Below are 23,501 nucleotides of genomic sequence, written 5' to 3'. Positions count from 1 at the left end.
TCCTGTTTTTAAATTCTTCCTTCAAAATAAATACTTAACTGAGAATATATTTCTCCCCAGCCTGGTATTCTTCCAGTCCATTTCCTTGTTGCTTCCTTTAAGCTTAGGTATACCGATTTCATTAATGCTTCATCTGTAGGATAAAGTGATCTTGTCTTCGTATACTTTCTTAATTGTCTGTTTAAGCTTTCTATCGGGTTTGTCGTATATATCAGCTTTCTTATCTTTGTATCATATTTAAAGTATGTTGTCAACTCATTCCAATTACTTCTCCAGGAATTAATTACTGCCATATACTTTTTGCCCCATTTTTCTTCTAATTCATCCAGTTTAAACTCTGCCTGTTCCAGTATTGGTGCATTATACATTTCTTTTAAGTCTGATGTAAATTCCCTTGCATCTTTGTAAGATTGTATCTTATGCTGTTTCTAATTTGATGAACTACACATTTTTGAATTTCTGTCTTTGGAAACACTGAAGATATTGCTTCGCTGAACCCTTTTAAATTATCAACAGACATAATTAGTATATCCTGAACTCCTCTGTTTTTCAATTCATTTAAAACATTTAGCCAGTACTTGCTTGATTCATTTTCTCCTATCCAAAATCCTAAAACCTCCTTTCTTCCTTCCTTATCTATTCCTATAGCTAAATATACTGCCTTTTTAACAACAACTCCATCTTTTCTTACACTGTAATGGATAGCGTCCATAAAAACTATTGGATATACATCTTCAAGCTGTCTAGACTGCCATTCCCTAATTTCAGGTATAATTTTATCTGTAATTTTACTGATCATAGATGGCGAAACATCAATCCCATAAAGATTATTGAGATGGTCCTCGATATCTCTAGTGCTCATTCCTTTAGCATAAAGAGAAAGAATCTGCCCTTCAATGCCAGTAATTTCTCTTTGATATTTAGGGATGATTTGAGGCTCAAACTCAGCATTTCTATCTCTAGGAATATCTAAGTTAATATTGCCGTACTCACTTCTAACAGTTTTCTTGGAATGTCCATTTCTAGCATTAGAAGTAGTCTTATCTTTCATAGAATGTTTAGCATACCCCAGTTCATGCTCAATTTCAGCTTCAAGCATAGTTTGAATAGTACCCGAAAGCAAATCCTTAAGCATATCCTTAATATCATTAGTATCTTTAATATTGTAATCCTCAATCAGTGTTTTAAAAATTTCGTTGTCAATTTTCTTTTTAGCCATAACAAAAACCTCCAAATATTATACAGTTATTTTACCATATATTATCTAGAGGTTTACACAAAAATTTTTACACACCCTAACTTCCGTTTTTTGTTAAATAAATCTTTAATTAAACATCTTTTCTAATATGCTTTTCGGCAATCGCTATAACCTTGTGACTCCAGCAATTCCTTAATTTCTTTTTTTAAATTAAATCCGACATGATCTCCAGCCATTGCTATTTTCATAAAATCATCTCCTTGTATTCAGGAATCCATTTTGCATTTTTTATTGCTTCTTTTAAATCGCTTATGGGTTCTGTATTTAATTTTTGATCTAGTACGCTTTGTCCAACTGACAGTGCCACAGTTTCAGAAAATTCTGTCAGTTTTGATACTGGAGGAAGTACAGCAGCTCCAGGTTTTGTTGTGTCGATGATTCCACCTAGTGAATGTGCGGCTGCTGAGATTATTTTGTCGTTTACAATCTTTGATTTTGTTGCGATAATTCCAAGTCCTAACCCAGGATAGATTAGAGCATTGTTTGCTTGTCCAATTTCATAGGCGATTCCGTTAAGCTCTATTGGATCTGATGGTATTCCTGTTGCAACGAGAGCTTTTCCGTCTGTCCATTCGATAAGATCTTTTGCACTGGCTTCTGCTAGCCTTGTTGGGTTGCTAAGTGGAAAAATTATTGGTCTTGCAGTGTGTTTTGCCATTTCCTGAACGATTTCCTTTGTGAAAGTCTTTGGCACTGTGGAAGTTCCGACAAGTATAGTTGGTTTTACAGCTTTTACAGCGGCTTCCAAAGTAGTTAATTCATTTGCATTTGTAAATTCGCTTCGTTTTCTTGCAAAAGGAGTTTGTTCTGGAGTTAGTCCTTCTGTGTCTTCAAATAATAAGCCTTGTCTGTCAACTAGATAAAACCGCTTTTTTGCTTCTTCTTCAGAAAGACCCTGTGCAACCATTTCATTAAAAATACGTCTAGCAATTCCAGCTCCAGCAGTTCCTGCACCAAAACACATATAAACTTGCTCAGTAAGCTTTTCGCCTGAAATTTTTAATGCGCCTAAGATTCCAGCTAAAGTGATAATTCCAGTTCCCTGTATATCGTCGTTAAAAGTTGCGATTTCATTTTCATATTTATTTAAAATATTTGCCGCATTTAATCTTCCAAAGTCTTCCCAGTGAAGATATAAATTTGGGAAAAGTTTTTCAGCTGTTTTTACAAATTTGTCTATAAAGTTATAATATTCATCTCCTCGGACTCTCTCAAATCTATTTCCTAGATACAAGTCGTTTTCCAGCAATTCTTTTCTATTTGTTCCAGCATCAATTACAACTGGCAGGACAGTAGCGGGATCAATTCCAGCGGCGGCAGTGTAAACCATCAGTTTTCCAACTGAAATGTCAACTCCGTTAGTTCCCCAGTCACCAATTCCAAGGATTCCTTCTGCATCAGTAACGACAATTAAACGGATTTTTCTGTTGTCAGCAGCATTTTTTAAAATGGTTTCTATGTTTTCTGGCTCTTTTACTGACAAATAAGCCGCATTTTGAGGATTTACAAATAATTCACTGTAATTTTCTATGCTTTCTGCAATTACAGGATCATAAACAATTGGCATAAATTCAACTACGTGTTTGCTAAATAAATAGTAAAATAATGTTCTGTTTGTATTAAAAATTTCCATTAAGAAATGTCTTTTTTCAATTAACTTGTCTTTTTTCAGAAATTGCCCATAAGTCTGTTTTGCCTGTTCATCTATAGTTTGAATATACGGCGGTAAAAGTCCTAATAATCCGTATTTTTCACGCTCTTCTTTGGTAAAAGCTGTTCCTTTGTTGAGAAATGGATTGTTCAAAATCTCATAGCCTGATTTCATAGTTAATCACCTCTAAATAATATTTTAAATTTATTTTTTACAATAATCTGCTAACATTAAGTATAACACTGAAATATGGAAAAATCAATTTGTTTATCCTGTTACTTAAATTATTTTCCTTATCTGTTGCAATATATTATGATATACTTATTTTTATAGAAAGAAAGGTTTTGAAAGAAGTTTAAGTTTTTGGAAATATAAGGAAAGGAAATATTATGAAAAGAAGAAAAAAAGTTGTGTTAGGAATGTCGGGCGGGGTAGATTCTTCAGTTGCGGCTATTTTGCTTAAAGAACAGGGATACGATGTAATTGGGGTTTTTATGAAGAACTGGGAAGAGAAGGACGAAAATGGAGTCTGCATGGCGGAAGAGGACTATAAGGATGTGATTGCTGTGGCAGAGCAGTTGGGGATACCTTATTATTCGGTGAATTTTGTGAAGGAATATTGGGATAAAGTTTTTATGTATTTTTTAGATGAATATAAAAAGGGAAGAACTCCTAATCCTGATGTGATGTGTAATAAGGAAATCAAATTCCGTGCATTTCTAGATTATGCGATGAAGATTGGGTCCGATTATGTGGCAACAGGGCATTATGCGAGAATTGTTCACGAGGAAAAAGATGGGAAAATCAAATCAACTATGTTAAGAGGAATTGATGATAACAAGGATCAGACGTATTTTCTTTGCCAATTAAATCAGGAACAGCTGGAAAAAGTGTTGTTTCCATTGGGAGAATATACAAAGCCACAGATTCGTGAAATAGCTGAAAAATATAATTTGGCAACGGCGAAGAAAAAAGACAGCACAGGAATCTGCTTTATTGGAGAACGTGACTTTAATAAGTTTTTATCGCAATACTTGCCTGCAAAAGGTGGAAATATTGTAAATACACAAGGAAAAGTGCTGGGGCATCATAATGGGCTTATGTATTACACAATTGGACAAAGAAAGGGAATCGGAATCGGAAATACAAAGGAAGGAACTTATGCTTGTTTTATCACTATTATTTTCTCCCACCAGTATTGTTAATCCGCTTCCTTCTTCTTTTTCATTTGGAATTGCAAATTCTATTGAACATTCTTTACTAAATCCTTTAAATCCCAATATTTTTAATTCTTTATAATAACTCATTTTTATATTTTCTCCTAAACTTTTTATTTCAATTCATAAATTTTATCTTTGTTCTGTGTTGTTAAAAATTGTCCTAATTTAATATAATCTTTTTTATTTTTAGTAACTACTAATTTATCTTTATCTTTAACTAAATTAGTAATGTATACGTATACTTTTTCACTTTTTACATCACGCATTACTAAAAAATTATCATATACCTCCACTTGTTTCCTATTAAAAAAAATATTTTGTTTCATACCTAAAAATGAATTTTTAACTTTTTTTACTTTAAAATCAACATTTACAATATCTATTCTATTAGCTACAGAAAAAATTAAATAAATATTATCTAAATATTCACCCATTTTTAAAATCTTATATTCATTATTAAGCCAATCTTTTCTTTCAAACTCTAACGAATAATTTTCTTCAAATTCTGTTTCAACATTAAATCTTTTTAATTTCCATGTTTTATCATCTGCAGATAAAAAATATATATCTTTATCTTTTATTATAAAAAAATCTGTTTTTTCTATTGACCTACAAGTATAATTTTCTTTTTTATATTTTATATAATATTCTTTTTTCTCTAAAATAAAGTTATTAAAAATATTTCCGTTTCCGCATGCGCATGCGCATAATTGAGGATTTAATTGATTAAAATTCACATCTATAAATCCTATATTAATTGATGTATTATTTTTTTCAATTATTTCAAAATGTTTATAATGTTTTTCAATATCCATTAAAAATATATTTGAATAATTATCCAAGTAACATAAAATATTTTTTTCAACTTTTATATTAAATTTTTTACACTCTGACTCTGGAGTCTCTATTTTACCACATATATTTTTATCTATATTATAAAAATATATTTCATTATTTTCAGTGATTATATATAGTATGTCATTGTAAGATGTTATACATTTATTTTTAAAAAGTTCATTAGACATATATTCTTTAGATATTTCAAAATTTAATATTATTTCTTTTTTTCTTTTGTTTTTTTGTTCAAAGAAATTAATCTTTCATTTTTAGGATAAACTACATAATTCGCAGTCTCCACATATATATCATAACTGATAATCTCGTATAATTTATTTCTTGCACAATTATTATCATAATCTTGTAAATAAAATTCAAAAATTTGTTTTGTTATTTCTCCTTTTTCTTTCACTTTCATTTCAATATAATAATCTTTTACATTAATTTTTTTATCATTAAACTCATTTTCACTTATATCTTTAAAATCATAACTATATTTTGAAAACTGTTGATACAAAATTTCTTCACCAAAAATATCAACTTTAAATTCAATTTCATTTTCTATGCTTCCATTATCTTTAACTCCACATGCAAATAATGATAAATATTCATCATATTTATTCCCATAATTATTAGTATTATTTTCTAAATATAAATATTCCTTTATAATTTTATACATTATTTTTTCTGATTTTTTGCTACCAATATTATCTATTGCTTTTTTAAAGTTATTTTTCTTTAACAAATCTTCAAAATTAATCTCAAAATAAAGTGTTAAATTTCTTAAAAATTCTTTTTGATTACTATTACCTCCATATCTTTTTGAAATATCAACTAAAATTTGTAATAATATTATTTTTTCTTCTTCTTCCAAATCATTTGGACTTGATGTTTTCACTATGCCAAATAATTTTTCTATTTCTGAGTTTTCTAGACTTTTTATAACCTCTTCAAAGGTTTCCTTTAATTCTCTTGTATCTCCCGTTATATTTTTAAGTATTTCATATAGTTTGTTTATTGCTCCTGTATCTCTTTTAATAATTTCTTCTGAAAGTCTTATTCCACTTTTCATTCCTTCATTAAAACTTTTTTTATTTCCAAACATTACCTTATTCCTCCTCTAAAAAACTATAATTTTCTCCTAAAAATTTATCATATAATTTATTTTCCAAATACTCTCTTCTTATTTTTTCTTGTACCAAAGAACTTTTCACAATTTGATGAACTGCAACTATGTAACCTCCTAAATCGATTCTTTTCATACCTTCTTTTATTAATTCAGGATTTCCAGTTTGTTTTCCTATTACTATACTAGAACCAACATACACTATATTTAATGATTCTGCTATTATATTAGAAACTTTTAATATTTTTCGTGTTCTTACATTATATAGCTCTCTTGAAATATCATCATTTTCATTATAAAATAAATTATGAAGTACACTAATTATAAAATTTATAACTATTGCTATAGCTGCAGAAGAAGTAATTTTTATTATATCTCCAGTACTTATATATTTTGTTAACCTTTCTGCATTTTTTTTAGATAAAACTAAATTAGCACCTGGAATTTGAATACCTTTTGGTGTATACAAATCTGTTCCGATATGTATTATCTGTTTAATTAATGCTAAAGCCACTGTTATTTTATCTTCTTTTATTCTTTCCTCTACCTTTAAAAACATTAATCCTGTTGAAGCCAATTTAGTAATCTGAGGATTTCCATATATTTCATTGTATTGAACATGATATGATAATACTAAAGGAAGTTGAACAGTTGTTATGGTATTTGTCAGTATATTTGCAGTTCCAAATATATATCCTAAAATTGGATCATGACCAAGTGTAGCAAATCTATGATTTGCACCTTTAAAAATTCCAAATTTTTTTCCTCCATCTGTAGCATCATAGGGAACTTTATTTGTTAAAATTTGTTTTAACGAAGCTCTATACTCTTGATTTATTCCATCATTTGTATTTTGAAACTTTTTAAACATTTCTTCTTGAAATTTTTTTAGATATTCTTCAAGTTCTCCTTTTCCTGCATTTTCTATCTTCGTTATTTCACTCACTATATAAATTCTTGATATTTGCAAAGCAACTGCAGTCCATAAAAATATTTGATCTTTTTTGTTCAAAATTCCTGTTTTTTTAGCAAATTCTCTGTCAATATCTTCTAAAACCTTATCCAAATTTTCAAAATTATCGAGCATTCTATTATTGACTTCAATAAATTCTTTCATATTTTTATTAACTTCTTCTGATCTGTTAATTATCTTTTCAAATTGTTTATTTACTTTTTCACTTAATTTTTTATATTTTCTCATTTTTTGCTCCCATAGATTATCTTATTAAACACATTATTATTTATTTCTAAAAACCATTGAAATTTTCATCAATCTTTCCATTTTTAATTCTGTTGTATTAATTTCTCTTAGATAAAATTTTTTAGAAATACATTACTTCTTTCATCATAATTTCCTGTTATAAACAATATAAATCTTTAAAATAAAAAATCTACTTATTTTTAACAATTTATACACTTCGTACTCCTAATCAAAGACAACCTTCCATTTATCCTTATTCTTATTCGCCTCAAAGCACATTTTTATTTGCTCAGCTGTAATTTTTTTTGTTTCCAGTTCAGGCAATTCATCAATCCCAAAATATCTACTATCAATCGTTTCAATATTTTTCTCAAATTTTCCACTCAAATATTCACACAAAACAAAAACTTTCGTTATACCATACGGTATCTTTTTACCTTGATTCTTTGTAACATCAAGCAAAGCTATAATCATCTCGGCATTAGCCTCAATCCCAGCCTCTTCCTTAACTTCCTTCAACACATTTTCCTTCACAGAAAGATAAACATCTGCCCATCCACCTGGCAATGCCCATTTCCCGTTACTTTCCTGAATCAAAAGAATTTTATCATCTTTAAAAATCACACCTCTCACATCAATCTTAGGTGTCTGATATCCAACTTCATTACAAAATAAATTCTTTACCTTTTCCACCGAAATCTCAGTTTTGTGTGCCAACATTTCTGCCGAAATCTCTCTAATTCTCTCAAATCGTTCAATATCGAACTTATCTTTTCCATAAGCAAGTCCTGCTTGTGCTAGACTTTGAAGTTCAATTGCCCAGTCTAGCCATTTTTGTTCTTCTTCTTTATTTTCTTCTTCATTTTTATTCACTGATTATCACCTACTGTTTAAAGTTATTAATTAATTGCTATTCTTCAATATTAGCCTATGTTATAAAAATTTTATTTAGAAAATCATGATGAAATCATTAATCAGGAATATAAATTAATGAATTTTTTTTATTTTTAAAATTTATATCTTCATCAATTTTTTTAAATAATCCTTTGCTATCTCATCATTTTCTATTAATCTTAGACTGTTTACTATTGATATTCTATATTCTTTATCTACATTTTCTAAAAATTCATTTTCCAAAAACGGAATTATTTCATCAAATCCTTTCACACCTAAAAATCTAACTAAATTTTTTCTTGTATCTAAATCAAATAATTTTAAATATTTTTTAAAAATTGGAATCACATTTTTATGTTTTTTTTCTAAAAGAATTAAGTCATAAATTGTATTAAAATTATAACCTAAATTATTTATTTCTTTTAAAAAATTTTCCTGTAAATTATTTCGTTTTTCTCTTTTATATAAATATTCACTAGTGAACTACTCCCGCTTTTAGAAGCGGGAGCTTCTTGGGAAGTATCTGCTTTTGTTAGCCAAATATATTTACCAAGCTCTTCGGGTAGTTCCTACCCTGTCTTTTTTTATTTTCCTAATATTTCAACATCAATTTTCCAATGTTTTTTATATTCAATGCCGCATTGTAATCTCTATCAATTTCAATTCCACAGCACTCACATTTATAACTCCTTTCTGATAATTTCAATTTCTCTTTAACGTTTCCACATTTACTACAAGTTTTCGATGACGGAAACCACTTATCTATCTTCAAAAATTGTTTCCCTAAAAACATCAGTTTATACTCAAGCATTCTCAAAAACATTCCCCATCCATTATCTCCTACACTTTTCCCAAAATTTAATGCCTGACTCATCCCTTTCATATTCAAATTTTCAACAACCACAGCATTATAATCTTCAGATAATTTTTTCGATAATTTATGCAAAAAATCTCTTCGACAATTCTTGATATACTCATGTAATTTTGATATTTTCATTTTTTGTTTATACCAATTTTTAGAAAATTTCACTTTTCTTGACAATGATTTCTGTAATTTCTTCAATTCTTCTTCCAACATCCTAAAATATCTTGGATAATCAGCCCTTTGGTTTTCAGAACTAACAAATAATTCAGACATTGAAAAATCAAGTCCAATTACTTTATCATTACTTGGGATTTTTTGAATTTCTTTTTCAAATTCTGTCAAAACAGAAACATAGTAATTTCCATTACTATTTGTCAATGTTACTGACTTTATCTTGTAATCCTTCGGTATTTCTCTATGATATTTTAATTTTATTCTTTTCAATTTCGGCAAAATCAAATATTTGTTTTCCTCTATTCTTATCGGATTGTTCACACAATTTGTCGTATAACTTTTAACACTAGTCTTTTTAGATTTGAACCTCGGAAATTTCGCTCTCTTCTGAAAAAAATTCGTAAACGATCGTCTTACATTCAATTGAGCATTTGAAAGTGCCAGACTGTCCACTTCTTTTAAAAATTGATTTTCACTTTTCAAACTGGCAGGTGTAATTATTTTATTTTTTCCAGTCTCTTCATAAATTTTATTCGCAGTGTACAAAATCGTATTGTAAACAAAACGAACACATCCAAAAGTCTTGTTTATCAATAATTCTTGCTCCTTATTTGGATAAATTCTGTATTTGAATGCTAAATTATATTTCATGAAATTACACCTCCTTTTGATATTGTATCATATGTATATTTTTTTTTAATTTTTTTACAAAAAAAGCAATTTATCTCCCACTTATAAAAGTCGGAGACTTCTTGCTATCTTTTTGTTAACCCATATTTACCTATTTCCTAGTCTTCCAAAATCTCTTTGGCAAAACTCCCCTCTTTCTCTGTCCCCAACAAAATTTCCTCTACAGTTGCCGCAATATCAGCAAAAGTTTTTCTAGTTCCAATATTTACATTTTTTTTAACATTTTTTCCGTAAATCAATATTGGAATGTACTCTCTTGTGTGGTCAGTTCCTTTATAAGTAGGATCATTTCCGTGATCGGCAGTGATAATCAAGATTTCATCATCTTTCAAGTTTTTCTCAATTTCAGGTAGCCAGTTATCAAATTCGATTAGAGCCTTTACATACCCTTCAACATTTCTTCTATGTCCATAAACAGCATCAAAATCAACTAAGTTAGTGAAAATCAATCCTTTTGTATCTTCCTTTAATGCCGCTATTGTTTTCTTAATTCCATCCAGATTATCCTGATTAGCTTTTCTGTTGTCTGTAATCCCTTTTCCATTAAACAAATCGCTCGTTTTCCCAATTCCAACTACATCAAGTCCAGCTTTTTTCAATCTTTCAAGCATTGTTTCTTTTGGCGGATCAATCGAAAAATCGTGTCTATTCGCAGTTCTTTTAAATTCTCCAACTTTTTTACCAACATAAGGTCTTGCAATTACCCTTGCCACAGGCGATTTTTCATTACAAATTTCAAGTGCAATTTCACATGCTTTGTAAAGTTCTTCTAATGGTATAATTTCTTCATTTGCAGCAATTTGAAACACAGGGTCCGCTGAACCGTAAACTATCCAATTTCCTGTTCTAATTTGTTCTTCTCCATATTGGTCAATCGCTACAGTCCCTGAAATTGGCTTATTCAACATAGCTTTTCTTCCTGTTTTTTCTTCAAATTCCTTTATAACTTCATCTGAAAATCCATTTTTATAATTTGGAAACGGTCTTTCTAGCGGCACACCAGCTATCTCCCAATGTCCAGTCGTAGAATCTTTTCCATGTGATACCTCAATCGCTCTTCCATAGGCCCCTTCAGCATTTTCCACAGCTGGAGTCCCTTCAATTTCAGTAATATTTCCAAGTCCTAATTTACCCATATTAGGCAAACTCATTCCACCATGAGCTTTCGCCATATTCCCTAAAGTATTTGACCCACAGTCATCAAATAAATTCGCATCAGGCAATTCTCCTGATCCAACACTATCTAAAACTATTATTGTTATTCTTTCTATTTTTTTCATTTTTTTATCTTCCTTTCTTTTTTATTTAATTATATCTTTTATCTGTTTTAAAAGCAATTGATTTTAAGATTTTTTTTATTCATCAGAGCCATAAACAATCATTAATAAATATTCTTTATACCGTATTATTCCTGCTGAAAAAACATTGTATGCATAAAATTCACTTAAAATAGCTTCATATTTCTTTATCACTACATAAAAATTTACAGGCTCACCAAACCAATGTGTTATTTGATAAAAAAAATGTCTTACATTCCAGTATTGTTCCTTTTTATCTGCTTTATTTTCTAAATTTTCAATTATTTCCTCAACAGTAAATTCTGTTTGCAATTTAATAAATTCAGAAATTTTATCGTAACCAGTTTTTGTTTCATTTTGTTTTATCAGCTTTTCGTATTTTCTATTTTTTTTGAAAACAATATTCAATTTTTCCAATTTTTTTCTAATATTATCATCTTTTTTTTCAGATGAACTACTTTCATAATACTGCAATAATTTTTTCTTTATTATTTCATTCAAATCATTATTTTTGTCATTATCAATAAAAAACGTATCAATATATATTGCCGTATATTCAGGACAAATCTTCATCCCATTATTCCAACACATTGAGACACCTTCAATAAATCCTTCAATATAATCCCTATTCTTCATTGTGATAATTCCTTTTCAAAATCATTATTTTTTATAAATATTTGTCAAATCGTCAAAAACAACTTTCTCATAAATTTCAGCATCAGTTATAAACACATATTCATCAAAAAATACTTCATCGTAAGCCCACACACTAAATTGACTAATAGAATATGGCATTATTTCATCAATTGTTAAATTTTGGAAGAAAAAGTTTTCTGTAATAATTCCATTTCTAGCATTTTCTACATCGTATTTAGTTAGACTATTTCCCAACTTTTGAATAACGTTCTCCAATGGAACAGACAATTTATTCTCTTTTAAACGGCTGTTTGCCATACCTAAATATTTTTTTACAATGCTATTTTTTATTTTAACATCCCATTCTTTTATATTATTAAAAATAAAAGACATCTGTTTTTCCAGTTCCTTATCATAAATTTCAGCTTCTTCCATTGACACATACACTTTTTTCCCAAGCCAATCAACTTCAAAATCCTCAATATCGCCATTATCATTTACATTAAACGCCATCTTCATTTTCCCTCATTTCTATTTTCTTACCTAGAATGAATCCCAGAAAATATCATCTCCATTTTCTTTAATATACTTATAAATTTTATCTTCATTTTCAATCAAATCCTCAACTATTTCAGCCACTTTCCGTATTTTTTCCCAATTTTCCTTAGTATTTCCAAAATAGCGTCCAACATATCCCCCAGCTTCAGAATCAGAATCATAATCTTCATAAAGTTCTGGATAATTATTTTCCAAATAACTTTCAATTAAAGCAGCCCATCCATAGCCATTTAAATATGATAAATAATCTAATAATTTCGTTTATTCCTGTAAATCATTATTTTTATAATTTCAATTATCATATTTTTTATAATTTTTAGGCATAACATTATTCTGAAAATAATAATAATCCCTTTTATAAAAATAATTTTCATAATTAATTACTACTTTTTCATCTGTTTCCAAAAAACTGTCTACAATATAAATTCCTTTTTTCCTTTCAAATATTGATATACTGTAATTACTATATCTTTTCATAATATAATCTTTTCTAAAAAATTTTATCATAGTCATCACTAGTAATAATATTATTATTACAAATAGTTCAATCATTAATTCTAAATCCCCCCAAGCAACTCCAACCGAAAAAATTGATACTATGCTAAATATTGAACAACACAACATATGAAATCTTTCAAAAATTGAATATTTCACATATAATTTTTCTCCATTCACTTTTTCACGAATTTCTTTTTTTGGATAACCTATTTTCTTCAACAAATATTCCAAAATTTCGTCTTTATTTTTTATATCACAAAAAATATAACTTTTTTTATGATTACTTTCTATTGAAACATCCATTATTAAATTACAGAAATACTTATAAATATTTATTGAGCTGTCAAAGTTTAAAAGAATATCATACGATCCTAACATATTTTTTCTCACTGTCAAAGTTTTTATATCACTATATTCAATAATTTTCTCAAAAAATAAACCTTTTATTTTCACTTTATAATCAGAGAAATCAAATTTCATCTTGCTTTTAATAATCATCACCAAAAGAAATCTATATACAAAATAACTTATTCCAATAACTAAAAAAAATATTCCATCCTTTTCTTTTTTATTAAATAAAATATCAATTCCTCCTAATAAATGACTTAAATATATTACTAGAAAAAATATATCCCACATATTAATTTCAAATTTTAAATATTTTATTTCCATATAATTTATCTCCAAATTTTACTATTTCTTCCTATATTTCCTCCCTTTTCTCTCTCCAATCGCTTCCAAAATCCCACCTTTCACAAGTTTATTCAAAAATCTTCTCGCCGTAGAATCCGAAACATTCAAAATCTTTTGAGCCTCACTATTATCAATATAATTATTTTTCTCAAAATACACTTCCAGTATTTTCAGTCTTTGAAGCTCTTTATCAGTCATTTTACAATATTTCTAACTATTCCTTATCATTTTTTCTTTTTCCTATTATATTTCCAATTTCCTCTGTCATATACAACGGTAAATTTAACAACCATTCTTCTTTTTTATAATCACTCATTGATATTCTCACTGATATTTCAGGATTATATTTTTCTTTATACACTTTCAAACTTTTGGCTTTTAAATTTACTTCGGCTTTTACTTCGACAGGGATTATACTTTCTCCATTATCTAATAAGAAGTCAATTTCACATGAACCACGGTCATTTGTGTAATAATATATATTCAAATTTTCAATTGTAACAAGTTGTTGCAACACATATTGTTCTGTTAATGCTCCTTTAAATTCAACAAATAGTTTATTTCCTTCAATAAGTGTACTCTGATTCAATCCTGTCATGCAGGTAAGAAGTCCTGTATCAAGCAAGAACAGTTTAAAAGCCTTCAAATCTCCGTATGCTTTTAATGGAAGTTTAGGGTTATTAACTCTATTCACTTTATAAATAAGACCACAGTCAATAAGCCACATTAATGCCATTTCGTATTCTTTTGCCCTCGCACCTTCCCTAACCAAACCATAAATAAACTTTTTATTTTCTTTTGCAAGTTGTGATGGAATACTATTCCATAGCATTCTTAGTCTAGGCACAATTTCATTTGGAGCATGTTTTGAAAAATCCTGTTCATAAGCTAAAAGTATACGCTTTTGAATTTCCCTTACTTCATTAAAATCCTTATTTTCCGAAAAATGAAGTACACATTCAGGCATTCCACCTACAAAATAATAGTATTTAAGCATATCTATAAATTTTTGCTTAAACACTTTTATCATCTGATAATCATTATTTTCAACAAGTTTTAAAAATTTTTCATTCCCTGTGGCAAGTAAAAATTCCTTAAAAGATAAAGGATACAACTTTAAAAAGTCAATTTTCCCAACTGGAAATGATGTTCCTTCATGCAGTGCAACTCCTAGCAACGAACCTGCACAAACAATATGATACTGCTGTGCATTTTCGTAAAAATATTTAAGGCTGGAAATTGCTCTTGGAACTTCCTGAACTTCATCAAAAATAATCAAAGTTTCTTCAGGCACTATTTTTATTCCGCTATAAAGCTCAATCCCCATAATTAGTCGCTCTACATCTAAATCTACTTCAAACAATTCTTTCATATTAGAATTAGAATCAAAATTTATATAAACTGTATTTTTATAAGCCTTCTTTCCAAATTCCTTCATAAGCCAAGTTTTCCCCACTTGTCTTGCCCCTTGTATAATCAAAGGTTTCCTATTTTTCTTATTTTTCCATTCATAAAGATTTTCAATAGCAATTCTATACATAAAACACCTCTTTTTATAACTTTATGTATGAAATATAGCACATCTTAACAAAAATTACAACGAAAAAATGTTATCTTCATACACTTTTTACAACGAAAAATGCAAATATATTGCAAAAATTACAACGATACTTTATCATTTTTAAATTTATTAAAAGCCATGCAACCCCCTTTTTTTCATTAAATAGTAGCTTTAACAACTCTATTATGATAGAAAATATTTTTTACTTGAAAATTTTGTTTCCGCATAACTTATTTTTAAACCTTATCTGTATTACTATCAATCAATTCCAAATAGTCATTTCCCTCAATCGCATAAAGTTTTTAATACAGGATCAATAGAACTACCTATGTCAGTTAGAGAATATTCGACTCTTGGAGGAATTTCAGGATAAATTGTTCTTTTTATCATTTTTTTATCTTCAAGTTCTCTCAATTGCTCTGTCAAAGTTTTTGTAGTAATATTTTCCAGATTTCTTTGCAATTCATTAAATCTGACCACTTTTTTAATATACAAATTCGGTAAAATCCTTAATTTCCATAATGTCTCTGTTGCTCATCCCTTTAGCATAAAGGGAAAGAATCTGTGTCAATTTTCTTTTCAGCCATAACAAAAACCTCCAAATATTATATAGTTATTTTACCATATATTATTTAGAGGTTTACACAAAAATTTTTATTCGTAATTTTGAGTTTTTTCTTCGATAAATTTGAGAAGTTCTTCCCGTCCAGTATTTTTTAGTGAAGAATAAAAAAATACATCTTCATTGTCAAAGACGAGCTTTTTCTTAATTTCTTTTAACTGCTTAAATTTTTCGTTATTCGACAATTTATCGGATTTTGTAAAAATTATATAATATTCTATTTCAAAGTGTTCCAGCCACTTTAACATCTCCATATCTTCATTTGACGGAATTCTTCTCAAATCCAAAAGCAAAAATACAATTTTTTTTCTATCTGAAGTTAAATAATCTTCTATAATTTTTCCCCAATTTTTTTTAACAGCTTGAGGAACTTTTGCAAATCCGTAACCAGGCAAATCGACAAAATGAATTTTATCATTTATCAAAAAATAGTTAATTAATTGTGTTCTTCCAGGAGTCTTACTTGTTCTGGCAAGGTTTTTCCGCTTTGTCAAAGAATTTATCAACGAAGATTTTCCAACATTTGAACGCCCAATAAAAGAAAATTCTGTAAAATTGTTGAATTTTGGATATTCATTTGCATAGACAGCGGATTTTATAAATTCAGCTTTTTTAATTTCCATTTTTTTCCTTTCTTTAATTTCATAAAAATTTTATTATTATTATATCACAAAAGTTGTATTTTTATAAAATAATAATTTAAAAAAATTTCTTTAAAAAATTTATTTAATTTTGAAAATCATAAATTATGTCGTTTAGTGAATTATCGTTTAAAATATAGTAATAAACACCATTAATCATTCGTCCGTCTCCCTGCAGTTCATGCTGTTCAATTGGATGATGCAATAAAATTGCAGGTGCAGCGCTTAGAGCTTTTATAGGATTTACTTCAATTTCCATATTTTTTTTCGTGTAGTCCAAAACTTTTGGAATGTATTTCCATCCTGAAGGAGCTGAAAGTTTTTGCACAATTCCTTGAATGACCTGTCTTTGTCTTTCATCTCGCTTAAAAGCAGTGTCACTTTTTCTATGTCTTGTATAAGCAAGTGCTTGTCGTCCTTTTAAGTTATAAACTTGCCCTTTGTTAAAGTGAAAAACTTCCTGATCAAAATAGTCTTGATTAAAAGTGTGATTTGCAACAACGTCAACTCCGTCAATCATCGTTGTGATGTCCATAACATTTTCAAATCTGAATAAAATGTGATAATCAACTTTTACATCAAGCAATTTTTCCACAGCTTCCACAGTACAAGGAGTTCCTCCAAAAGCGTGAGAGTGCGTAATTTTATCCATCTTATAGTTTTCGCAAGGAATTTCGGCATAAGAATCTCTAGGAATTGAAACCATTTTAATTTGAGCTGTAAGCGGCACAACTCTAACAAGAATTAAACCGTCGCTTCTTGAACCTTTTGTTGGCTGATTTGCATAAGCGTCACTTCCTATTATAAGAATATTAAACGGCACAGAAAGCCAAGCTATAAAACCAGCTAAACCAGCTAAAATAGCCAAAGTAATAAATAATATTATTTTTTTCATTTTACACCTCTTTTTTTTCAAAATTTAGTTTAGTTTCCAAAAAATTAATAAAATCATCTATTTTATTTTTTAAATCTTCTAAATTATCGTTGTTATTTTCAATGACATAATCGCTTTTTTTTATTTTTTCATCCAAAGAAATTTGAGAATTTATTATATTTTCCGTTTCATTTTCACTCCGCTTATCTCTAGCCAAAACTCTCTTAATTTGAGTATTTTTATCAGCCCAAACGAGTAAAATTAAGTCAAATTCATTCTCCCATCCAACTTCAAAAAGCAGCTGAATTTCCACAAACACAAGATTTTTTTTGCTTTCATTAATTTTTTTTCGCATTCTTTTCAAAATTTCAGGATGCATAATGGAATTTAATTTTTTCAATTTTTTTTTATTCTCAAAAACAATTTTTCCCAATTTTTTTCGTGAAATCTCTTCTTTGTCAAAAATTTCACTTCCAAAATTTTTAAAAATTTCTGTTTTTATTCCTGGATCTTGAATGACTTCGTGAGAAATCGTGTCTAAATCGACAAAATAAAACCCTTTATCTCTCAAAATTCGGCTGACAGTGCTTTTTCCACTTCCAATTCCTCCTGTAATACCGACAATCATAGTATTTTCCCTTCTTTTTAAAATTTTTATACAATCTATTTTATATCTTTTTTCATTTAATTGCAAATTTTATTTACTAATTTCTTCCCTTGTAATTAATTAAAAAATATGGTAAAATTTCTTATGAATTAAAGGATAAGCTATATATTTATGCTAAAAAAATAAAAAAAGCAAAAATTTTATTCCTGGTGTTATAAGGAGAGTTTTATAATGAAAAAGTTTGTATTTTCGTTGGCATTGCTAATCTCTGGGATTTCTTTTTCGGGAACTTGCCATTGGATTAAAAATCCTAATTTTTATGTAAAAAAAGAAATAGATTTGATTAATAGCACAAATTTAAAAGGAAATGTCTATTGTGACATTGACAATGATTTTTTGACTTACTATATCGGAACTGGAAATTTAGAAATTGGACTTTTGTACAATGAAAAAGAAAAAAAAGAATTAACTTATGAAAATATTATGAATATCTTGCTAGATTTTGAAGGTGATATTGCAAAATTACTGCCAAGTAATATTTCATCAAGAGCGTTAAAAGATAAGCCTCAGTTTTATACATACAGATTATATATTTACGACGCTAAGCAAAATGATACATTTATGTTTTTCAAATATATTTTAGATACAACTAAACATGATGGGGATTGGAAGATGTATTACAATAGTGAAATTTTTTCTAAAATGAATAACAATGTAGTTGATCTATTCCAAAAAAATGGATATGGACCAACGGAAGATATTGTTTATTAAAAGAATACTTAGGAAAGTAATAAAATGAATATAATTTTAGAAGAAGATATAACGTATAATACAAAAGTTAATGATTTTGGTGTGGAACCCATAAATAAAAGAATTATTACAACTGGTGAAAAGTTAATTTTTTTTAAAAAAGGAATATTTGAAAAAGAAAGCGGCGGAAAAGTAAAAAATAGTAAAATTATAAAATATATAAAAGAAAAAAATCAATTGTTTGTATCAAGCATATTTTTTGTGTCAACTCCAAATGGAAAAGTTTATAAATGTGATGGAAATAAAAAAAGAATAAAAGCGCTTGTCTTTGAAACAGATAAGTTAATCACGGCTATGAATTTTATAACGAGCGGAAGAATCGTATATATTGAAAATAATATATTATTTTCCTATGATGTTGACACAGAAGAATTAATTTTTACAAAAATAAATAAAAATAAAAAAACTGGAAATTATGATATTTTTACAAGTGGCGAAAATGTTATAATTAAATTTAGAGAAGAAGAAAAAGAAAATAATATAATCTACATTTTTGAAAATAAATTAAAAAAAATATTTGAAATAAAAACGGAAAATGATCACACCTATTCTAAAATAGTCGGACTAAAATATTTTGCTGGAACAGAAGATGGCGAAATAGAAATTTGGAATATTCTAGATAAAGAATTGTACAATTCTATAAAAGTAGCAAATGCAAAAATTAATTATATTGAAGAAAACGAAGGAAAGTTTTTTATTGGATTAGTTGATGGAACGATGCTAATTACCGATGAAGAGTTTAAAATATTAATAGAAAAAAAAGTTGCAGATAGCGAAATACGAAAGATATGTATAATCGAAGATGAAATTTATATTTTAATTTCAGACAAAAGAGTTATAAAGTATCGGATATTTAAAAAGAAAAAAAATTAATAATTTAAAAAAACTTGAGGAGGAAAAGATGATTTACACATTGACATTAAATCCTGCATTGGATTACGACATGTATTTGGAAAATGAATTGGAAGCAGAAAATTTGAACCTTGCAAAAAAAGTAAACTATAGAGCAGGTGGAAAAGGAATAAATGTTTCAAAAGTTTTGAAAAATTTAGGAATTGAATCTACAGCATTAGGGTATGTTGCGGGATTTGTAGGAGATTTCATTGTAGAAAATTTGCAAAAAGATGGAATAAAATCAGAATTTGTAAAACTAGACGGAATCACAAGAATTAACGTAAAAGTTAATGGAAATGATAAAGAAACAGAATTAACTGGAGTTTCACCAAAAATAACAGATGAGAAATTACAGGAATTAGTGAAAAAAATGTCAGATTTAAAAGATGGAGATATTTTAGTGCTGTCTGGAAGTATTCCTTCATCAATTAGCAGCAAGATTTATAAAGAATTGTCAGAAAATGTAAAAGCGAATGTGGAAATAGTGCTTGATACGAGAGGAAACTTATTGCAGGACAACATTCATAACAATCTTTTCGTCAAACCGAATATCCATGAATTGAGAGATATGTTTGGTGAAAAATTGAAAACTAAACAGGAAATCGTTGAAAAATGTAAATATTTCTTGGACAGAGGGGTAAAAAATGTGATTTTATCTCGTGGTGGAGATGGAGCTTTGCTTGTAAACAAAGATTTTGTTTTAGAAGCGAGTGTTCCAAAAGGAAAATTGATTAATTCGATTGGTGCTGGAGATTCAATGGTAGCTGGATTTGTGGCAGGATTTGTCAAAGGAATGACTATAGAAGATGCTTTCAAATTGGCAGTTGCTTCAGGAAGCGCAACAGCTTATTCTTATGGAATGGCAGAAAAAGATTTAGTTGATAAGTTATATAGTGAAATTGAGATTTTAAAAGAAAAATTATAAAATTTAAAAATAAAAATATGAAAGGTGGAAAGATATGAGAATATCAGACTTATTAATAAAAGATAGAATAAATCTTGACATAAAATCAAGTGATAAGCCAAGTGTTATAAGAGAATTAGCAAGACTTCACGAAAAAACAGGTGTTTTAAATGATTACGATGGATATGTAAAAGCGCTTGAAGCAAGAGAAGAACAAAGTTCAACAGGAATTGGAGAAGGAATTGCTATTCCTCATGCAAAGACGGAATTTGTAAAAGAACCAGCTCTTGCGATGGGAAGAAAAATGAGTGGAATTGACTACGATTCATTGGACGGAGAACCTGCAACATTGTTCTTTATGATTGCAGCACCAGATGGAGCGAATAATACTCATATTGAGACATTAGCTAGACTTTCACAGTTATTATTGGATGATGATTTTAAAGAAGCTTTGGAAAAAGCTCCAACAGCAGATGCAGTTTTAGATATTATTAATAAAACAGAAGCGGAAAAATTCCCAGATGAAGCTAAAAAAGAAGAGGTGAAAAAAGCGCAGGCATCGGTAGCTAACTCTTCGTCTTCAGATGATGAACCTTACATTATTGCAGCAACAGCTTGTCCAACAGGGATTGCGCATACATATATGGCAGCGGCAGCCTTGAAAAAAGCAGCTGAAGAAATGGGAGTAAAAATAAAAGTAGAAACAAATGGAGCAGACGGTAGAAAAGATGTTTTGACAAGCGATGACATCAAGAAAGCAAAAGGTGTTATTTTAGCGATAAATAGAAATATTGAAGTGGATAGATTTGATGGAAAACCGTTAATTCAAGTGGAAGCAAAAGAAGGAATTAATAATGCAAAAGCGTTAATTCAACAAGTCTTAGATGGAAAAGCACCTATTTTCCATGCGAGTGGTTCTTCGGAAGCTTCTTCAGGTGAAGAGGCTTCAAGTGAGAAAAAAGGACTTTACAAACACTTATTAAGTGGAGTTTCTTATATGTTGCCGTTGGTAATAAGTGGAGGAATTTTGATTGCATTGGCGTTTTTGGTTGATACATTGACATGCAAATGCAGGATCTAATTTTGGTACAACAAATGCAATGGCGAAATTGTTGATGACAGTTGGAAAAGCGGCATTTGGATTGTTCTTGCCAATTTTAGGTGGATACATAGCGTTTAGTATGAGTGAAAGAGCTGCGTTAACTCCAGGACTTGTTGCAGGATTCTTAGCAACTCAGCCAATAGTAAAAGATGGTCCAGTTTCAGGATTTATTGGTGCATTAATTGGTGGATTTTTAGCAGGTGTAGTAGTTAAAATTTTAGTAAAAGTATTGTCAGGATTGCCAAGATCATTAAATGGATTAAAAATGATTTTATTATATCCAGTATTATCAGTATTAATAACAGGAACAATAATGTGGGTAGTTGTTAATCCGATAGCTACTTTCATAAATGTTTGGTTAAATAATGGTTTGGCTTCAATGCAAGGAGCAAGTGCAATATTATTAGGAGCAATATTAGGTGGAATGATGTCAGTAGACATGGGTGGACCTATAAATAAAGTAGCATATGTATTTGGAACAGGAACATTGACAGCAGCAACAATGACTTCGGGAGGAACTTTCTCAATGGCGGCAGTCATGGCTGGGGGAATGGTTCCACCAATAGCAATTGCATTGGCATCTACACTGTTTAAAGATAAATTTACTGCACAAGAAAGAGAAGCAGGACTTACAAACTACATTATGGGATTCTCATTTATTACAGAAGGTGCAATTCCTTATGCGGCAGCAGATCCTACAAGAGTAATACCTGCAAGTATTGTAGGTTCAGCAGTGGCAGGAGCTTTAATTGGATTATTCAGAGTTAAAATACCAGCGCCACATGGAGGAATTTTAGTAATGGGATTAAGTAAGACTGCAAATGGTGGAAACGGTTTCTTCTTGTATTTATTCGCAGTTGTAGTTGGTGCGATTATATCAGCAATATTGCTAGGATTGTTAAAGAAAAAAGTAGATGAAAAATAGATTTTATTTAATATAAAAGTCGAAATTATTTTAATTGTTTTATTAATTTTGAAAAAGTGTAAAATAATTACAAAATAAAAAATGTACCAAAGAAGCGGAAGATGTGAAATTGGAAGATTTGGAGGTGCATTTTTTTATTTATAGAAAAATTAAATTCATATTTTTAAAGAAAAAAAGATGAAGTTGCCTTATAAAGTAGTTAGAATTACTAAATATATGGAACAGACCCTAACAGTATTATATATATTTTCTTTTCTTTTTTCTTTCTCTTAATTTATGAACAAAGTATAGCATAAAATATAAAAAAAAATTATAATAATTGCTAAAATAAATAAGGATTAACTTATATTCTATGAAAAAGTTAATCCTTTTTAAATTAATTAAGATTAAATATTTAATTTTTAAATTACATATTTTTTGTTTTTAATTTTTTCAATATTTTTCTTAAAATATCATCACTGATTTTTTGTAAAAGTATTTCAAAATGTTCATATTTTTCTTTTTCAGTTGAGTGGAAAATCAAGAAATATAAATCCGAATAAAAATTTTTCTTTTCTGAAAATATTTCAAATTCCCCACAATCTATCATCTTGTCAGTCTTTATTACTACAAGCTCCCCATTTCTTTTTTTATTCTTAAGAAAATAAACTCCAAAAGCCAAATTTTTAATCTGCATCTTAATTATATTTTCATCTAAAACATCAAATTCATTTATACAGAACTTATTTTTTATTTTTTGCTTAAATTCTTCTAAATTAGCAATATTTAAACAAAGTGTCTTGTTTTCAATATTACTCATCAATATCCTCCTTTTCTTTTTATTTTTTATTTTAATAAATTCTAATATATTTATAAAAAATAGGCAAGGTGTATTTTATTCTGTTCTTAAATCATAAATATACTTTTTTATGCGGATTATATAATTTATAAAGATTAATTTAAAATTAAAATATTGAATATGA

Annotated in this window: 23 protein-coding genes and 3 pseudogenes; 6 read left to right on the top strand and 20 right to left on the bottom strand. The window is 28.5% G+C overall.

All coding sequences use genetic code 11. The features are described 5' to 3' along the window. Positions 1-8: 8 nt before the first annotated feature. Together AB8B22_RS07705 and AB8B22_RS07700 are read right to left on the bottom strand one after the other, a co-directional pair. Positions 9-1,219, bottom strand: a pseudogene (locus AB8B22_RS07705) (IS256 family transposase). A gap of 223 nt (positions 1,220-1,442) precedes the next feature. Next, on the bottom strand, positions 1,443-3,083 hold the full coding sequence (locus tag AB8B22_RS07700) for a malolactic enzyme (RefSeq protein ID WP_369710674.1): 1,641 nt from the start codon (positions 3,081-3,083) through the stop codon (positions 1,443-1,445). 215 nt (positions 3,084-3,298) lie between these two features. Here AB8B22_RS07700 and mnmA point away from each other — a divergent pair, with 215 nt between their 5' ends. Further along, entirely contained in the window at positions 3,299-4,114 is an 816-nt protein-coding gene (mnmA, locus tag AB8B22_RS07695; protein WP_369710673.1) for a tRNA 2-thiouridine(34) synthase MnmA, read from the top strand. Positions 4,115-4,239: 125 nt separating this feature from the next. Here mnmA and AB8B22_RS07690 read toward each other — a convergent pair whose 3' ends face one another. The 17 genes and pseudogenes from AB8B22_RS07690 to coaE all read right to left on the bottom strand — a co-directional run bounded on the left by AB8B22_RS07690 (position 4,240) and on the right by coaE (position 17,925). Then, positions 4,240-5,154, bottom strand: a complete 915-nt coding sequence (locus AB8B22_RS07690) for a hypothetical protein (RefSeq protein ID WP_369710672.1) — start codon at positions 5,152-5,154, stop codon at positions 4,240-4,242. Between the two features lie 29 nt (positions 5,155-5,183). Continuing rightward, complete coding sequence (locus tag AB8B22_RS07685) at positions 5,184-6,071, bottom strand: hypothetical protein (RefSeq protein ID WP_369710671.1); 888 nt, start codon at positions 6,069-6,071, stop codon at positions 5,184-5,186. A gap of 4 nt (positions 6,072-6,075) precedes the next feature. Continuing rightward, the gene (locus AB8B22_RS07680) at positions 6,076-7,293 is read right to left on the bottom strand and encodes a hypothetical protein (protein WP_369710670.1); all 1,218 of its coding nucleotides are present in this window, start codon (positions 7,291-7,293) and stop codon (positions 6,076-6,078) included. Positions 7,294-7,518: 225 nt separating this feature from the next. Beyond that, positions 7,519-8,166 (bottom strand): NUDIX hydrolase, encoded by a 648-nt coding sequence (locus AB8B22_RS07675; RefSeq protein WP_369710669.1) that lies wholly within the window; start codon positions 8,164-8,166, stop codon positions 7,519-7,521. A gap of 141 nt (positions 8,167-8,307) precedes the next feature. Further along, positions 8,308-8,535: a hypothetical protein gene (locus tag AB8B22_RS07670; protein ID WP_369710668.1), complete on the bottom strand. Its 228-nt coding sequence runs from the start codon at positions 8,533-8,535 to the stop codon at positions 8,308-8,310. Positions 8,536-8,779: 244 nt separating this feature from the next. Beyond that, positions 8,780-9,877 carry an RNA-guided endonuclease TnpB family protein gene (locus AB8B22_RS07665; RefSeq protein WP_369710667.1) on the bottom strand — a complete coding sequence of 366 codons (1,098 nt, stop codon included), beginning with the start codon at positions 9,875-9,877 and terminating at the stop codon, positions 8,780-8,782. A 137-nt stretch (positions 9,878-10,014) separates the two neighbouring features. After that, on the bottom strand, positions 10,015-11,196 hold the full coding sequence (locus tag AB8B22_RS07660; RefSeq protein WP_369710666.1) for a phosphopentomutase: 1,182 nt from the start codon (positions 11,194-11,196) through the stop codon (positions 10,015-10,017). Positions 11,197-11,271: 75 nt separating this feature from the next. Then, a complete protein-coding gene (locus tag AB8B22_RS07655) occupies positions 11,272-11,850 on the bottom strand; it encodes a hypothetical protein (protein ID WP_369710665.1) in 579 nt (192 codons plus the stop codon). Positions 11,851-11,874: 24 nt separating this feature from the next. Then, complete coding sequence (locus tag AB8B22_RS07650) at positions 11,875-12,369, bottom strand: hypothetical protein (protein WP_369710664.1); 495 nt, start codon at positions 12,367-12,369, stop codon at positions 11,875-11,877. A 24-nt stretch (positions 12,370-12,393) separates the two neighbouring features. Next, positions 12,394-12,633 (bottom strand): annotated as a pseudogene (locus AB8B22_RS07645) (Imm51 family immunity protein); the annotation flags it as partial. A gap of 66 nt (positions 12,634-12,699) precedes the next feature. Then, positions 12,700-13,578, bottom strand: coding sequence for a hypothetical protein (locus AB8B22_RS07640; protein ID WP_369710663.1), 879 nt, complete (start codon positions 13,576-13,578; stop codon positions 12,700-12,702). Between the two features lie 21 nt (positions 13,579-13,599). Further along, positions 13,600-13,797, bottom strand: a complete 198-nt coding sequence (locus AB8B22_RS07635) for a winged helix-turn-helix transcriptional regulator (RefSeq protein ID WP_369710662.1) — start codon at positions 13,795-13,797, stop codon at positions 13,600-13,602. Positions 13,798-13,813: 16 nt separating this feature from the next. Beyond that, positions 13,814-15,139, bottom strand: a complete 1,326-nt coding sequence (locus tag AB8B22_RS07630; RefSeq protein WP_369710661.1) for an ATP-binding protein — start codon at positions 15,137-15,139, stop codon at positions 13,814-13,816. Between the two features lie 257 nt (positions 15,140-15,396). After that, a pseudogene (locus AB8B22_RS07625) lies at positions 15,397-15,667 on the bottom strand (winged helix-turn-helix transcriptional regulator). 147 nt (positions 15,668-15,814) lie between these two features. After that, positions 15,815-16,405, bottom strand: coding sequence for a ribosome biogenesis GTP-binding protein YihA/YsxC (gene yihA, locus AB8B22_RS07620; protein WP_094079991.1), 591 nt, complete (start codon positions 16,403-16,405; stop codon positions 15,815-15,817). Positions 16,406-16,508: 103 nt separating this feature from the next. Next, positions 16,509-17,318, bottom strand: coding sequence for an LCP family protein (locus AB8B22_RS07615; RefSeq protein ID WP_094079992.1), 810 nt, complete (start codon positions 17,316-17,318; stop codon positions 16,509-16,511). A gap of 1 nt (position 17,319) precedes the next feature. Next, complete coding sequence (gene coaE, locus AB8B22_RS07610; protein ID WP_094080791.1) at positions 17,320-17,925, bottom strand: dephospho-CoA kinase; 606 nt, start codon at positions 17,923-17,925, stop codon at positions 17,320-17,322. 210 nt (positions 17,926-18,135) lie between these two features. On the opposite strand from coaE, the gene AB8B22_RS07605 reads away from it, so the two are divergent. Genes AB8B22_RS07605 through AB8B22_RS07585 form a run of 5 tightly spaced genes read left to right on the top strand, consistent with a single transcriptional unit; the run spans position 18,136 to position 22,539 of the window. Beyond that, positions 18,136-18,675, top strand: a complete 540-nt coding sequence (locus AB8B22_RS07605) for a hypothetical protein (protein ID WP_369710660.1) — start codon at positions 18,136-18,138, stop codon at positions 18,673-18,675. Positions 18,676-18,699: 24 nt separating this feature from the next. Then, positions 18,700-19,587, top strand: a complete 888-nt coding sequence (locus AB8B22_RS07600; protein ID WP_094079994.1) for a hypothetical protein — start codon at positions 18,700-18,702, stop codon at positions 19,585-19,587. 28 nt (positions 19,588-19,615) lie between these two features. Continuing rightward, positions 19,616-20,533, top strand: coding sequence for a 1-phosphofructokinase (pfkB, locus tag AB8B22_RS07595; protein ID WP_369710659.1), 918 nt, complete (start codon positions 19,616-19,618; stop codon positions 20,531-20,533). Between the two features lie 34 nt (positions 20,534-20,567). Continuing rightward, complete coding sequence (locus AB8B22_RS07590; RefSeq protein ID WP_369710657.1) at positions 20,568-21,593, top strand: fructose PTS transporter subunit IIA; 1,026 nt, start codon at positions 20,568-20,570, stop codon at positions 21,591-21,593. Between the two features lie 19 nt (positions 21,594-21,612). After that, on the top strand, positions 21,613-22,539 hold the full coding sequence (locus AB8B22_RS07585; protein ID WP_369710656.1) for a PTS fructose transporter subunit IIC: 927 nt from the start codon (positions 21,613-21,615) through the stop codon (positions 22,537-22,539). Positions 22,540-22,945: 406 nt separating this feature from the next. On the opposite strand, the gene AB8B22_RS07580 is transcribed toward AB8B22_RS07585, so the two are convergent. Then, positions 22,946-23,338, bottom strand: a complete 393-nt coding sequence (locus AB8B22_RS07580; RefSeq protein ID WP_369710655.1) for a hypothetical protein — start codon at positions 23,336-23,338, stop codon at positions 22,946-22,948. Positions 23,339-23,501: the final 163 nt, after the last annotated feature.

Origin of the sequence: Leptotrichia rugosa (genome assembly GCF_041200005.1) — a bacterium.
Taxonomy (GTDB): domain Bacteria; phylum Fusobacteriota; class Fusobacteriia; order Fusobacteriales; family Leptotrichiaceae; genus Leptotrichia; species Leptotrichia rugosa.
This window is presented reverse-complemented; position numbering and strand designations above follow the sequence as displayed.